Genomic DNA, 12,506 nt, shown 5'->3' with positions numbered 1-12,506 from the left:
CCCGGAGCCATCAGGGAGGGCGCTGCGCGTCCCTCCGGTGTTACATCTTTGCGGTACCTTCGGCGGTCATGGGAGTCGGAAATTTGACGGTTAACTCTCTGCGTCATTCCTACCGACCAGTAGGTCACCGGAATGCGTGACCTGCTCCCATCGACGGTCGCCGTCGCCGTCGCCGGGCCCGAGGACTGGACGGGCGAATTACTCCCCGCTGAGCAGGCATGTCTCGGTGAGCGGGCGGCGCAGACCCGTCGGCGGGACTTTGCCGCGGGAAGGAATTGCGCTCGCAGGGCATTGCGCGACCTCGGCCTGCCGGCGACAGCCGTGCCGGCCGCCGCCGACCGCGCGCCGGTCTGGCCATCCGGGGTGGTCGGCAGCATCACCCACACCGCCGGCTACTGCGCCGCGGCGGCGGCGCGCACCACCGACATCCGGTCCGTCGGGATGGATGCCGAGCAGCACCGCGAGGTCAATCCGGGAGTACGCAGACTCGTGCTGCTGCCCGAGGAGGAGGCCACCTGCGCACGGCTACCCGGCGGCACCTACTGGCCGGTCGTGCTGTTCAGCGCGAAGGAGACCATCTACAAGGTGTGGCATCCGATCGTCCGCGGCTGGCTGGACTTCCACGACGCCCTACTCGACATCGATCCGGATGCCGGAACGTTCACGGCCCGGATCGCACCGGCCCGGGTGGACGCGGCGGCTGTCGACGACCCGCCCACATCGATCAGCGGTCGCTTCGTGATCGCCGACGGGCTGGTCCGCACCGCCGCCGCGCTCCCGGCACGATGACCTCGACTAGTTACTCAAAGCGATGAATGGAATACCGATCCACATTGGCGTTCGGTGACCGGTTGACCACCGTCCACGCTGGCCGGACGGGTTTCGCATCCTCTCGATGGGAAGCCGTCCGGCGTGGCGACTGGACGCTCCGCCACCCACGGTAACGTCGAAGAGTTCCCGCACCGCACGTACCGAAGTTTCAAGGAGTACGGTGACCCACCCCCAGCCCCCCGTCAGGCCGCACGACCCCCGACAGCCGAACCAGCAGCCGCCGACCCGCTCGTCCGCGGCCACACCGCAGCCGCCGTTCTCGGGGGCTGCGTACCCGGCGGCCGGCGGGCACACGGGCCATGGCGGCGGATATCGGGCACCCGGTGGTTCCGGCTACCCGATCATCGCACCGCCACCTGCGCAGACGGACCGCGCCAAGAAGTCCGTAGTGGTCGTCGCGGTCACCGCGGCCGTACTCACACTGCTCACCTGCGCCGGCGGCATCGTGGCGGTCGTGATCGGCACCAAGGGCACCTCGACCACTGTGAGCGAGGCGCAGGCCACCCCACCGACCCCGCCGCCGGCGAACGGCGACACCCGCGACCTGTCGCCGGGCGACACTCTGATCATCAACCGCGAGGCCGGCACCGTCGAGATCACCGTCACGAAGTTCAGCAGCGCCACCAAACCCTGCAAGTCCCATGGACTGAAGCCCGGCGAGGGCATGTACGTGATCGCCGATGTGACGGTGGCTGTCACCAAGGGCACCGCGTCGACGAACCCGCTCTACTTCCAGTGGGTCGCCGCCGACGGCACCAAGACCACAGCGATCGGTGGAGCCTTCTCCGGCTGCGGCAAACCGATGCCGGCCGTCGACGATCTGACCGCCGGCACCAGACGCACCGGCAGCGTGGTGTTCGACGTGCACGACACCTCGGGCGCGCTGGAGTACCAGGACCAGTTCCAGACCGCCGGTTCCTGGAAGCCGTGACGCGCTGACGCGACGTGGGGCCGACCCGTCCGGGCCGGCCCCACGCGGTGGGAGAGTCGGTGGGTCAGCAGCCAGTCCAGCGCACCGGGGTCAGCCGGTCGGCGAGGACGTTGCGGAACCCGACGATGGTGCCCGAGTCGGAGATGGACCGGGCCCCGACGACCACCCCTACGCCGCCACCCGGCAGCACCCGAGAGGTGGAGCCCCTGGCAACGCGGTCACCGCCCACCACGACGCCCTTGGCGTTGACGCCGGTCAGGGCCGGCATGTCCTGGTCGAGCAACGTGTGCGAGCCGTTCCGAAGGTCCCACCGAACCCTGGTCGACGTGGTGCCGCCGCCCAGCCATACCTGGCCGATCGCCCAGCGGCCCGCCGCCGCGCCGGCCGTGCTCCACTCGGCGCCGGGGAACGTGAGCGCGTCGATCCGGCCGTTCGGGCGGCGGACCCAGCTGTTCCAGTCTCCGAAGGCTCCGGCGCTACCGACGATGGTCCCGTTGTCAGTGATCCCACCAGCCTGGGCGTCGACCGGGGCGTCGAGCACCTCCACAGTGCCCGGACGGGCGGCCGGCCAGCGCAGCGCGGCCATTTCCCCGGAGACGATGTCGGAGCCGTGGCCGACGATGTCGCCGGCATCGTTGATGGCGCTGACATACGTGGCGGTGGACGGCAGCATCGGCAACTGCTCGAGCTTGCCGTCGCGGTACCTCCACGGCTGCCCGTATCCGGTCTCCGCCGATCCGTTGCCGATCACGACGCCGTCGGCGTTGATGTCGACGGGGGTGGCCGAGCCCTCCGACTCCAGCTCGGTGACCCGCTGCCCGTCCCAGAACAGCAGCAGGTACTGGTTGTCGGTCTCACCGACCCGCAGCGCGGTGCCCGCGACGTAGCGACCCGTCGGGTCGACGGCGTTCGCGTCGGCGCGATAGGTGTCGGTCGGGTACGGCAGTGTACTGATCTTGCAGGTGCGGAGGGTCGCCCCGCCGGGCGCGGCGGTCGCCGTCGCGGAGACAGCGACGCCGAGAGAGGTGGCCAGCAGACCGGTTGCGGTGGCTGCGAGCATCCGGCGTCGAGTGCTTCGATTCATCCTTGCTCCCCGTGTGGGGCCCGGGTGCTCCCGGGCATTCGGTTGATACCCGGCTCCACAGGTGAGCTGGCTGTACGGTTGCGCACTGTCAGCCAAGAGACAGGAACGGATCAACAGCAGCTACCGCCCCCATGCCTCGGCGGCGGTGACGACCGGCCGGCCGGCGCGTACCGATTCGTCGATGGCGAGGCTGATCAGATGGTCCTGGCAGGCTTCGGCAAGCGGATACGGAGCCGGGCCCTCCTCCCGCGCCCACGCCCCGGCACGGGCGACGATGTCGGCCACCGCGATGTCGTCGTCGGACATCCCGCTGCCGACGAACGGATTGCGGTAGACCACGTCGCCATCGAAGCTGATGTGTTTGAGGTCGAGCCCTTCCAGATTGAGGTCGAGACCGGTCTGCCGCCGGGCCAGAAACGACTCCACCGGCGTGCTCTGGTCGACCAGGCGGACCACCCGGTCGTCCACCAGCTCACCGCGCGAGCCCCGGACCACCAACCGGCGGGTACGCAGCGGGTTCCACCACTGGTTGTCGGTGAAGTCGTACAACCCCATCCGCCCGCCGAAGTCGATGGTCGCGAGGGTGGTGGAGAGCTGCTGCGGGGTGTCGTCGCCGCTCCAGCCGGCCGGCGAGAGCGGATTGGCCAGCGGCGCGACGAAGGCGCGCGCGCTCACCTCGGCGCTCTCGTGACCGACGCCGAGCAGACCCCGGATCAGTGAGACCGCGTGGTACAGGTGGGTCGACGAGATCTGGACCGAGGTCGGCTCACCGAGCACGCCGGCGCGGACCAACGCCAGCCGTGCCGCATGACCGGGCATCAGCAGGTACTGCTCGGCGACCTGCACCAGACCACTGCCTCCGACGTCGGCCCAGAGCGAGCGCAGACCCGCCAGGTCGGGGGCGGGCGGCGTCTCGGCGAGCACCGGTACGCCGGCCGCGACAAGCTCCCGGGTCGCCTCGGGCGTCACCGGCCACGGCACCGACACGATGACGAAGTCCGGCCGCTCGTGGGCGAGCATCTCCGCCGTCGTGCGGAAGGTCGGCACGCCCCAGTCGGCGGTCACGGCCACTCCCCGCGACTCGGTACGCGTCACCACCCCGGTCACCCGGAACCGCTCGGGGAGCAGCCGGGCCAGGCGAAGGAAGAACTCACCTCGCCAACCACTGCCGACGATGCCGAACCGGGTCTGGGCCACCGAAGTCATCTGGGCTCCTCACGTAGAGGTCCGGATGCTAACCGTCCTCCTTCGCTACGGTTGTGCCGATGACCGCCGACCCGATGCGCGCTGCGCCCGTGCTCCTGCCCGACGCGGGACCGCCCCTGGACTACTACCTGGTCGGCCACCGCGACCGGGCGACCACTGTGGAAGGCATCGTCGTTGAGGAGTTCACCCGCCACCGCGACTTCACCACCACGGGGCTGGACAGCGCGGGCTGGACGCCGGACGCCGGCTGGTGGAGTTCCGCCGCGCTGAGCCGCGCCATACGCACCGACCCCGAGGTGCTGGCGCGCGTGCTTCCCACCTCCCGTCGGGATGCCGAAGAGGTCTACCGCGCGCTCGGCGGCGGGCAACTGCCTGACGATTCGGTGCTTCGTACGCACTTCCTCGACCGTCAACCGATCGCCACCGCCCCGCCGCTGCGGCTCGGCCCCGCACAGCCCCCGACCGGCTTCCACGATCGACGGGTGTACCGGGTCCTCTTCGCCAAGGATCTCGGCGCCGGGCAGGTGGCGAGCCTCCGGACGGCCTGGCGGACACCGGCGGGCGGCACGGGCGCGTCCGCCGCGACGGGTCGTCTCGACCAGAACGGCGACCAGATCACCTGGGATCTGCGCCGCGTCGGCCACACCCTCGCCTGGTGTCTCGACGTGACCGCGCTACTGAGGACCGACGCCACCGTTGTGCTCGGCTCGACCCTGTGCGAGCTGACGAGCGTCCTGCGCCAGCACGGCTTGATACCCGCGACGACCGAACGCTTCTCCTAGCCTGTGGCACTGACCACGGGACCACGCGACGAGACCGGAGGCTCGGATGTCAGTCGATCTTGAGGCAACGCTGGCCCGGCCCATCTCGCTCGCCGAGATGATGATCGCCGCGCGGGCCACCCTGGCCGAACTTCTCGGCCTGGACACGACACCCGAGCTGAGCGTGTTCACCGACCGACGTTACGAGCAGGGACGCCGCGTCGCGTCCGGCCGCCGCCTCGACGCGGCGGAACTGCGGTCCACCACCATCGGCGACCGCCTTGAACGTCAGCCCAACGGAATGCCAGGCTCGATCCACTTTGAGATCGACGTCTCGGGCTTCGAGGACGGTGCCTGGCTCCTGGTCATCGACCATGAGCCGGAGACCGGCGGCGACCCGGATTGCGTCTTCAGCCCCTACCGCACGTGCGTGAGTGTCGTGGTAGCGCTGGCCATGGCACTTGCCGTCGCCGACCGCACTGGCGGCCAGTTCATCGACGACCAGATCCAGCTGCTGCGGCCGGGCCACACCCACCCGCGCCACATGGTCACGGCGACTCGACTGCCACCCGAGCCGGGCGAGTTCACCCAGCGATGCGAGCGCTACCTTCGCCAGTTCACGAATCTGGGCCGGTGGCCACGCGTCGTGTCGATGGGGCGTACGTGATGGGCGCGGCTTGGCACCCAAAAGATCAAAAAGGCCGTCTCCGACTCGCGGAAACGGCCTTTGACCTGGGGTGGAGCTGAGGGGATTTGAACCCCTGACCCCCTCGATGCGAACGAGGTGCGCTACCAGTCTGCGCCACAGCCCCCCGCCGGCGAACCGGCTTCGGTCCCACCCGGCTTACACCGGGCGGGCCGGCAGCAAGGCTAACAGGTCGTCGGCCTCCACCGCGAATCCGCCCCCGGCCCGGCGCTCCGGCCGACCCGAAGATCGACTCGGGTTCCCGGAAATCGGGGCATCCCGGACGCCGCGACACCGCGACCTTCAGGAACCCGAGTCGAACAAGCCGGCCGCCGCGGACGAGCCACGACCGGGGCACGGACGAGCCACGACCAGGGCACGGACGAGCCACGACCAGGGCACGGCCGAGCCACGACCAGGGCACGGCCGAGCCACGACCGGGGCACGGACGAGCCACGACCAGGGCACGGACGAGCCACGACCAGGGCACGGCCGAGCCACGACCAGGGCACGGACGAGCCACGACCAGGGCACGGCCGAGCCACGGCCAGGGTCAGGCGCCTCGGCCGGCCTCGTAGGGACGGCCGCGCAGGCCGCCCGAGCGCCGGTACGAGACTGATCCACCGTTGACCGCCGCCGGCAGGTCTCCCGGCCGGTCCAGGCCCATGGCGGCTCGGCGTACCCCTTCGCGCTGGGCGGCGAGGCGGCGCTGCGCCTCCCGGCGGGCCGCGGCCCGCCGGGCCTGCTCCCGGCGCACCTCGGCCTGCCGGGCGGCCAACCAGGCGGCCTCCCGGGCTCGGGCGCGGCGGCGGCGACGCCCGGCGAGAGCCTGACCCCGCAGGTGCACGACGTACAGGGCCAGGAGCAGGAAGGTGACTCCGAAGCCGACCCAGAAGCCGGGGCTGACGAACAGCACGCCGATCAACTCGACGACGTTGAGGAGCAGGAGGGCGGCGAGCACCCGGCGACGCCGGTACACAGCGGGGGTGTGCTGTCGGCGCGGCGGCGGACGGCGACGGGACCGCTTCGGTGCGGCGGGCACAGCGCGCAGTCGACCGGAGCGGCGGACGGCCGGCGGCGCGGAGACCGGAGCGCTCAACGCGCCGGTAGTCGCGTCTTTACTGAGGGTGACGACCAGTGAGCGCGGAGGATGCACGGGTCGCCGTCCCGGCACAGTGCGGCGACGTCGGCGGCGCTGGAGCACCCGCGCCGTCGACTGCGCCCGCTCCGCCACCAGCCGCTCGGTGGCGTCGTACCGACGAACCAACGCCGGGGCCAGGGCGAGCAGGCCGGCGGCGGCGAGGACGGCGAGGAGCACCGAGGTCGGCACCCTCACCCCTCCCGTCACCGAATTCGAAGCAACCGCCATCCGACCGCAGGATCTTCCATCGATCACGCCTGGGCGCGTGGATCGTCCGGCCGGGGAGCGCTTGCCGCAGCTTGCAGTTACTTGAGGTTACGGCGCACCGACCGGGATGCCACTGCGCCGCGCCGATCCCGTCCGTGGGACGAGTGGGCGGATGTCGGGAAATCCTTCTACCGCGCGGTGGCGCGAACCCGGTGCCAACGGGCCAGCAGGCCACCCTCGGCGGCGATCTCCTCACTCGTCACCGCGTACCCGATGTGGTCCCGCCAGGCGCCGTCGATGTGCATGTAGCGCACGTGGTACGCCTCCTCGCGGAAGCCCAACTTTTCCACCACCCGGCGGGACGGCCGGTTCTCCGGACGGATGTTCACCTCCACCCGGTGCAGCCCGCCCGGGCCGAACGCGTGGTCCACGGCGAGCGCCAGCGCCGTCGGGATCACGCCCTGGCCGGCGACCCGCGCGTCCACCCAGTAGCCGACGTAGCCGGAGCAGAGTGCCCGCCGCACGATGCTGCCCACGTTGATGTGCCCGACCAGCCGGTCCCGGTCGGCCTCACGCAGGCAGACCGCGAACGGCATGCCCTCACCCTCGCGGGCCGAGCGCCGCTGGTCACGGTGCACCCAGCGGAACGCGGCCGGCGAGTTCATCTCGTCCCAACCGCCCGGCAGTGACGACTCCCAGGGCGCCAGCCAGGCCCGGTTGGCCCGCCGCACCTCCGACCACGCCGCCGCGTCGGAGCGCCGGTAGGGCCGCAGCAGCACTGGGCCGTCGGTCAACTCCACCGGCCAGCCCGGTGCCCGCGCGGGTCCGAAGAGACTCACCAGCACAGTCTCCCGCGCGGGACCGTGTCGCGCGCAAGTGGACCCACCGGGTTCACCGCACGGATCCGGCGATCACCCGACACGGGCCGCGAGCGGACCGGCCGGGACGCGTCACCGGCGGCGGTCCAGCAGCAGCACGTCCACAGTGGATCCGGCTGCGGCCGTGGTGACCCGCTCGCCGAGCACCAGCAGCCCGTTGGCCTCGGCCAACCCGGAGAGGGTGAACGGACCGCCGCTGAGCGGCTGGACCGTGTACCCGCCGCCGCGGCGCTCGGCGACGTGCGCCGGCCGGAACTCGCGCAACCCAGTCGGCGACGACACGGTCTCCAGCAGGTGCGCCCGCACACTGGGTCGGAACACCGGCTCGGCGCCGGCGAGCAGTTGGATGGCGGGGCGGGCCAGTACCTCGAAGCCGATCAGCGCGGCACCCGGGTCGCCGGGCAGGCAGACCACCGGCACCTCCTCGGCGCCGACAGTGCCGAACCCGAGCGCGGTGCCGGGGTAGAGCGCCACGTCAGTGAAGGTGACCGGCCCGGCGCGACCGCCCTCACGGCGGGAGAGGATCCGACGCACCATGTCTCCGGGGCCGGTGCCGGTGCCGCCGGTGGTGATGATCAGGTCGGCGCGCAGCGTCTGGTCCTCCAGCAACCCGCGCAGCCCCTCCGGGTCGTCGTCGCAGATCCCCACCCGGTACGCCAGCGCGCCCACCTCGGCCGCAGCGGCGGTCAGCGCGTGCGAGTTAGCGTCCACCACCTGACCGGGTTGACTGCCCCGACCCACGTCGACGAGTTCGTCACCGGTGGCCACGATGACCACCCGTGGACTGGGCCGGACCACCACGTGCCCGATGCCGGTCGCCGCGAAGACGGCGACCAGGGCCGGGGACACGTAGGTGCCGGCCCGAGCGAGCAGGGTGCCGGCGGGCAGCTCCTCACCCGCTCGGCGTACCCCGTACCCCCGTTTGGGGGTGCGGAAGATCTCCACCGCGGCCATGCCCTGGTCGGTCCACTCCACCGGGACCACGACGTCGGCGGCGACCGGCAGCGGGGCCCCGGCGGCCACCGAGAAGCACGAGCCGGGGGTGAGCCGGACCGGCCGCCAGCTCGCGGCGCCGAGATCGCCGACAACGTTGAGCCGGATGGTGCGGCCGCCGGGCGTGCCGGAGGGGGCCGGGACGTAGCTCGGCCCCCGACCCCCTCCGGAAATGTCCTCCCAGCGCGCGGCGTAGCCGTCCACGGCCGCCTGGTCGAAGGCCGGAAAGGCGTGCGGCGCGACGACGTCCTCGGCGAGAACGTTGCCGTGCGCCTGGGTGAGGTCGAGGTCGAGTGGTGGCAGCGCGCGCAACCTGCGCAGCACGCTGCCCAGGTAGTCGGCGAGCGGCGTCAACTCGTTCGCGGCCGCCTCGGCGTCGGCCGTCGCGGTCATGTACCAGATCCGCCTGCCGCGTCGGCCTTGACGAAGTCGGCCAGCCAGGACCGGAACTCGGCGCCCAGGTCCTCGCGCTCGGCGGCGATCTGCACCACCGTCTGGAGGTACCCCAGCGGCATGCCGGTGTCGTAGCGGGTGCCCCGGTAGACGATCGCGTGCACCGGGATGCCCTCGGTACGCAGCAGCTCCATCGCGTCGGTCAGCTGGATCTCGCCGCCGCTGCCCGGCTTGGTCCGGCGGATCGCGTCGAAGATCTTGCCCGGCAACACGTAGCGGCCGAGCACCGCGAGGTTACTCGGGGCGTCCTCGGGCTGCGGCTTCTCCACCATCCCGGTCACCTTGACGACCTCGCCGATGTCGGTCAGCTCCGACTCGGCCGGCTCCACGGAGGCGATCCCGTACCGCTTGGTCTCGGCCGGGTCGACCTCGAAGAAGGCGAGCACCACACCGCCGGTGCGGGCCTGCAGCTCCAGCATCGCCGGCAGCAGCGGCTCCGACGGCTTGACGAACTCGTCGCCGAGCAGCACAGCGAAGGGCTGGTCGCCGACGTGCGACTCGGCGTACCCGATGGCGTGGCCGAGCCCGAGCTGCTCGGGCTGCCGCACCGTGTAGATCTCGGCCAGCTCGCTGGGCCGACGTACGGCGGCCAACCGCTCGGAGTCGCCCTTCTCCTCCAACCTGGTCTCCAGGTCCGGGCGACGGTCGAAGTGGTCCACCATCGACGTCTTACCCCGACCGGTGATCAGCAACACGTCACCGATGCCAGCCTGCGTGGCCTCCTCGACGATGTACTGCAACACCGGCCGATCCACCACCGGCAGCAGCTCCTTGGGCACCGCCTTGGTGGCCGGCAGGAACCGGGTGGCCAGTCCGGCGGCCGGGATGACGGCCTTGACCGCCAGGGGACGGCCGTTTGCGGCGACCGTCGATGAGGGGTTCGCTGAGTGCTCCGACATGCCGCGAGACTATCGGCCACGGCTCTGCCGCGGCGGGTGTGGCCCAGAAGACGCGCCGCCACCCGGCCCCGGCCGCGCCGCGTCCGGGCCGGCCCGCGCCGCGCCCGTCGCGCTGTCCGGCGTGTCGTCGGCCGAATCCGGTCGGGCGTGCGCCGGGCCCGCCAGCGATGATTCCGGTACGCCCACAGTCGGGTCGGACCGGGCGGGCCCGCCCGGCTCACGGCTGGCCTGCACCGGCTGGCCGGCGCGCGGCAGCCCGTCGGGTGGGCTCACCGCAGAAGCGAGCACCGGGATCTCCCGGGTCGGCAGATCCGAGCGCACCTCGGCGACCCGGTACGTGTCGCGGCCCGCCGCCTTGGCCGCGTAGAGCGCGTCGTCGGCGGCTTCCAGCACCTCTCGCCCGGTGCTGCCGTGGTCCGGGAAGACGGCGATGCCCACCGACACGGTCACCAGGACCGGCCCGGCGTACGCCTCGACGGCGATGGGCGTGTCGCGTACCGCCGCGCCGAGCCGCTCGGCCACGATCGCCGCGCCCCGCGCGTCGGTCTCCGGCAGCAGCAGCACGAACTCCTCACCGCCCTGGCGGAAGGCCAGGTCGACCTCACGGATCTCCCCGCGCACCCGCCGGGCGAACTCGGCCAGGACGGTGTCCCCCGCGGCGTGGCCGTAGGTGTCGTTGACGTCCTTGAACCGGTCCAGGTCCAGCGCGAGGACGCTGAGCATCCGCCCGAAGCGGCTGGCCCGTTCCACCTCCCGCCGGATCGATTCGCGCAGGTAGCGGTAGTTCCACAGCCCGGTGAGCGGGTCGGTGAGGGAGAGCCGCTGCGCCTCCTCGTGCACCCGGACGTTGTCCACCGCCACTGCGGCGTGGCCGGCGAAGGTGCGCAGGGTGGCCAGGTCGTCGTCGTCGAACTCGTCGGCGCCCAGCCGGTCGTAGAGCGCCAGCACGCCGAGCGCGGCCGCCGCGTTCGCCTCGTCGACCGGCCCCGAGGGTCCGCCGAGGGTGGCAGTGGCACCGCCGGGCGGCGCGGCGAACGGCACCGCGACGTAGGTGCGACAGCGTGGCTCACCAGTTGGCGCCTCGGTCGGCTCCGCCCTGCCCCGCTGCGGTTCCCCGGTGGCGGCGACCTCTCCGACCACGCCGACGCCGACCGGCACCCGGAGCGTCTGCGACCCGTCCGCCTCCTCGGCGGGCCAGCGCCCGTCAAACCCCTCGGTGCACTGCGCGACCAGCACCCCGCCGGTCTCCACCAGCAGCACGGCACCGGCGCGCGCACCGGTGGCCCCGATGGCACTGCGCAGGATCACCCGCAGGATGCGTTGCAGGTCGTGCGTGCTGGCCAGGGTGTCGCCGAGCACCGCGAGGTGCCCGCGCAGCTGATCCCGGTTGCTGGTCAAGGCCGCGACGTAGGAGCCGGTCTCCCGGGTCATCCGGTTGAACGCGGCGGCCAACCGTCCCAACTCGTCGCGGCTGCGTACCGGCACCCGGGCGGTCAGGTCGCCCTGGGCCACCCGGTCGACAGCACCGGCCAGCTCCGCCAGCGGCCGGGTGGTCACCCGGGCCAGCCGCCAGGCGGTCAGCACCGCGAGCAGCCCGGCCAGCACGACCACCCCGACCAGCGTGGCGTGCAGCCCCGGTGGCCGTTCACTGGGCACGGAGAGCACCAGTGGCAGCGGCTGCGCGTCGGAGGGCCCGAGCCTGCGCACGTACCGGCCCTCGTTGGTCTCGGTGACCTGCTCGCCCCGTACGCCGACGGCGGCGGCCAGCACCGCGTCGCGGACGTCACGGGACTCGGTCGTGTGGGTGACCCGCGCGGCGCTCGCCCCGCTGTCGAGCAGTGTGACCGCCACACCGGTCACCGCCGCCAGTCGGGCCACGAAGGCCGGGTCGACCAGTTGCGCGGCGGTCACGGTGCCCAGCCGGGTGCCGGCGCGATCGTGCAGGTCGACCTGAGCGGCCAGCGCACGGACCGGGCCGCCCGCGTCTTGGTGCGAGCCTCCGTTCGTGCCCTCGGCCGAGCCGGCGCAGTCCTGCCACGGGGTCGACGGGGCACCGGGCGATATGTAGGTGACCTGGCCGGCCACGTCGGTGATCAGCACCGCTGCGGCCAGACCCCTGCCGACGAGTTGCGCGGCGGCGACCGCCGGATCGGCGGTGAGCGCCACCGCGTCGGCGGTGGCGCGTAGCTGCTGGCAGAGCGCGTCGACCGAGGTGCGAACGGTGGACGCCGCCACCGCCAGGCGCTCGGTGGAGCGGCTGCGGTCGACAGCGGCAACGGTGGAGGCGACGAAGAGCGCGCCGAGCAGAACGGGCCCGAGCACCACCGCGAGGAAGGCTGCAGTCAACCGCCCGCGTAGCGTCACTCGGTCCCCCCGGAAGTTCCGCCTCCGTTGCTTGCGATGCTGACACAGTGCAACCGTGGGAGAGGCGTTGCGT

Annotated in this window: 11 protein-coding genes and 1 tRNA gene; 4 read left to right on the top strand and 8 right to left on the bottom strand. The window is 72.2% G+C overall.

The genetic code is table 11. From position 1 onward, the window contains the following. The first annotated feature begins 132 nt into the window (after positions 1–132). The gene (locus tag AB0C19_RS30830) at positions 133–789 is read left to right on the top strand and encodes a 4'-phosphopantetheinyl transferase superfamily protein (protein WP_357190978.1); all 657 of its coding nucleotides are present in this window, start codon (positions 133–135) and stop codon (positions 787–789) included. 430 nt (positions 790–1,219) lie between these two features. After that, positions 1,220–1,762: a DUF4352 domain-containing protein gene (locus AB0C19_RS30825; protein ID WP_357190976.1), complete on the top strand. Its 543-nt coding sequence runs from the start codon at positions 1,220–1,222 to the stop codon at positions 1,760–1,762. A 64-nt stretch (positions 1,763–1,826) separates the two neighbouring features. Here AB0C19_RS30825 and AB0C19_RS30820 read toward each other — a convergent pair whose 3' ends face one another. Both AB0C19_RS30820 and AB0C19_RS30815 read right to left on the bottom strand, forming a co-directional pair. Beyond that, on the bottom strand, positions 1,827–2,846 hold the full coding sequence (locus tag AB0C19_RS30820; RefSeq protein WP_357190974.1) for a hypothetical protein: 1,020 nt from the start codon (positions 2,844–2,846) through the stop codon (positions 1,827–1,829). A 120-nt stretch (positions 2,847–2,966) separates the two neighbouring features. After that, on the bottom strand, positions 2,967–4,052 hold the full coding sequence (locus AB0C19_RS30815; protein WP_357190972.1) for a Gfo/Idh/MocA family oxidoreductase: 1,086 nt from the start codon (positions 4,050–4,052) through the stop codon (positions 2,967–2,969). Between the two features lie 59 nt (positions 4,053–4,111). On the opposite strand from AB0C19_RS30815, the gene AB0C19_RS30810 reads away from it, so the two are divergent. Continuing rightward, positions 4,112–4,834 (top strand): hypothetical protein, encoded by a 723-nt coding sequence (locus tag AB0C19_RS30810; protein ID WP_357190970.1) that lies wholly within the window; start codon positions 4,112–4,114, stop codon positions 4,832–4,834. A 97-nt stretch (positions 4,835–4,931) separates the two neighbouring features. Beyond that, positions 4,932–5,480, top strand: coding sequence for a hypothetical protein (locus AB0C19_RS30805; protein WP_357190968.1), 549 nt, complete (start codon positions 4,932–4,934; stop codon positions 5,478–5,480). Between the two features lie 71 nt (positions 5,481–5,551). Here AB0C19_RS30805 and AB0C19_RS30800 read toward each other — a convergent pair. From AB0C19_RS30800 to AB0C19_RS30775, 6 genes are all read right to left on the bottom strand, one after another. Continuing rightward, positions 5,552–5,625: transfer RNA gene (locus AB0C19_RS30800), tRNA-Ala, on the bottom strand. Positions 5,626–6,051: 426 nt separating this feature from the next. Continuing rightward, entirely contained in the window at positions 6,052–6,834 is a 783-nt protein-coding gene (locus tag AB0C19_RS30795; protein ID WP_357190966.1) for a hypothetical protein, read from the bottom strand. 200 nt (positions 6,835–7,034) lie between these two features. Further along, positions 7,035–7,685 (bottom strand): GNAT family protein, encoded by a 651-nt coding sequence (locus AB0C19_RS30790; protein WP_357190964.1) that lies wholly within the window; start codon positions 7,683–7,685, stop codon positions 7,035–7,037. Between the two features lie 111 nt (positions 7,686–7,796). Beyond that, on the bottom strand, positions 7,797–9,110 hold the full coding sequence (gene glp, locus AB0C19_RS30785; protein WP_091394702.1) for a gephyrin-like molybdotransferase Glp: 1,314 nt from the start codon (positions 9,108–9,110) through the stop codon (positions 7,797–7,799). Then, the gene (locus AB0C19_RS30780) at positions 9,107–10,069 is read right to left on the bottom strand and encodes a UTP--glucose-1-phosphate uridylyltransferase (RefSeq protein ID WP_357190962.1); all 963 of its coding nucleotides are present in this window, start codon (positions 10,067–10,069) and stop codon (positions 9,107–9,109) included. The genes glp and AB0C19_RS30780 overlap by 4 nt, the downstream gene beginning before the upstream one ends. A gap of 9 nt (positions 10,070–10,078) precedes the next feature. Beyond that, complete coding sequence (locus AB0C19_RS30775; RefSeq protein ID WP_357190960.1) at positions 10,079–12,433, bottom strand: diguanylate cyclase; 2,355 nt, start codon at positions 12,431–12,433, stop codon at positions 10,079–10,081. Positions 12,434–12,506 lie beyond the last annotated feature (73 nt).

It is taken from the genome of Micromonospora sp. NPDC048842 (assembly GCF_040649935.1).
Classification (GTDB): domain Bacteria; phylum Actinomycetota; class Actinomycetes; order Mycobacteriales; family Micromonosporaceae; genus Micromonospora; species Micromonospora hortensis.
This window is presented reverse-complemented; position numbering and strand designations above follow the sequence as displayed.

What these genes read in the sequence shown, in the direction of transcription:
- AB0C19_RS30830 (WP_357190978.1), top strand. Translation starts at nt 133, where the DNA reads ATGCGTGACCTGCTCCCATCGACGGTCGCCGTCGCCGTCGCCGGGCCC.
- AB0C19_RS30815 (WP_357190972.1), bottom strand. Translation starts at nt 4,052, where the DNA reads ATGACTTCGGTGGCCCAGACCCGGTTCGGCATCGTCGGCAGTGGTTGG.
- glp (WP_091394702.1), bottom strand. Translation starts at nt 9,110, where the DNA reads ATGACCGCGACGGCCGACGCCGAGGCGGCCGCGAACGAGTTGACGCCG.
- AB0C19_RS30780 (WP_357190962.1), bottom strand. Translation starts at nt 10,069, where the DNA reads ATGTCGGAGCACTCAGCGAACCCCTCATCGACGGTCGCCGCAAACGGC.
- AB0C19_RS30820 (WP_357190974.1), bottom strand. Translation starts at nt 2,846, where the DNA reads ATGAATCGAAGCACTCGACGCCGGATGCTCGCAGCCACCGCAACCGGT.
- AB0C19_RS30810 (WP_357190970.1), top strand. Translation starts at nt 4,112, where the DNA reads ATGACCGCCGACCCGATGCGCGCTGCGCCCGTGCTCCTGCCCGACGCG.
- AB0C19_RS30805 (WP_357190968.1), top strand. Translation starts at nt 4,932, where the DNA reads ATGATGATCGCCGCGCGGGCCACCCTGGCCGAACTTCTCGGCCTGGAC.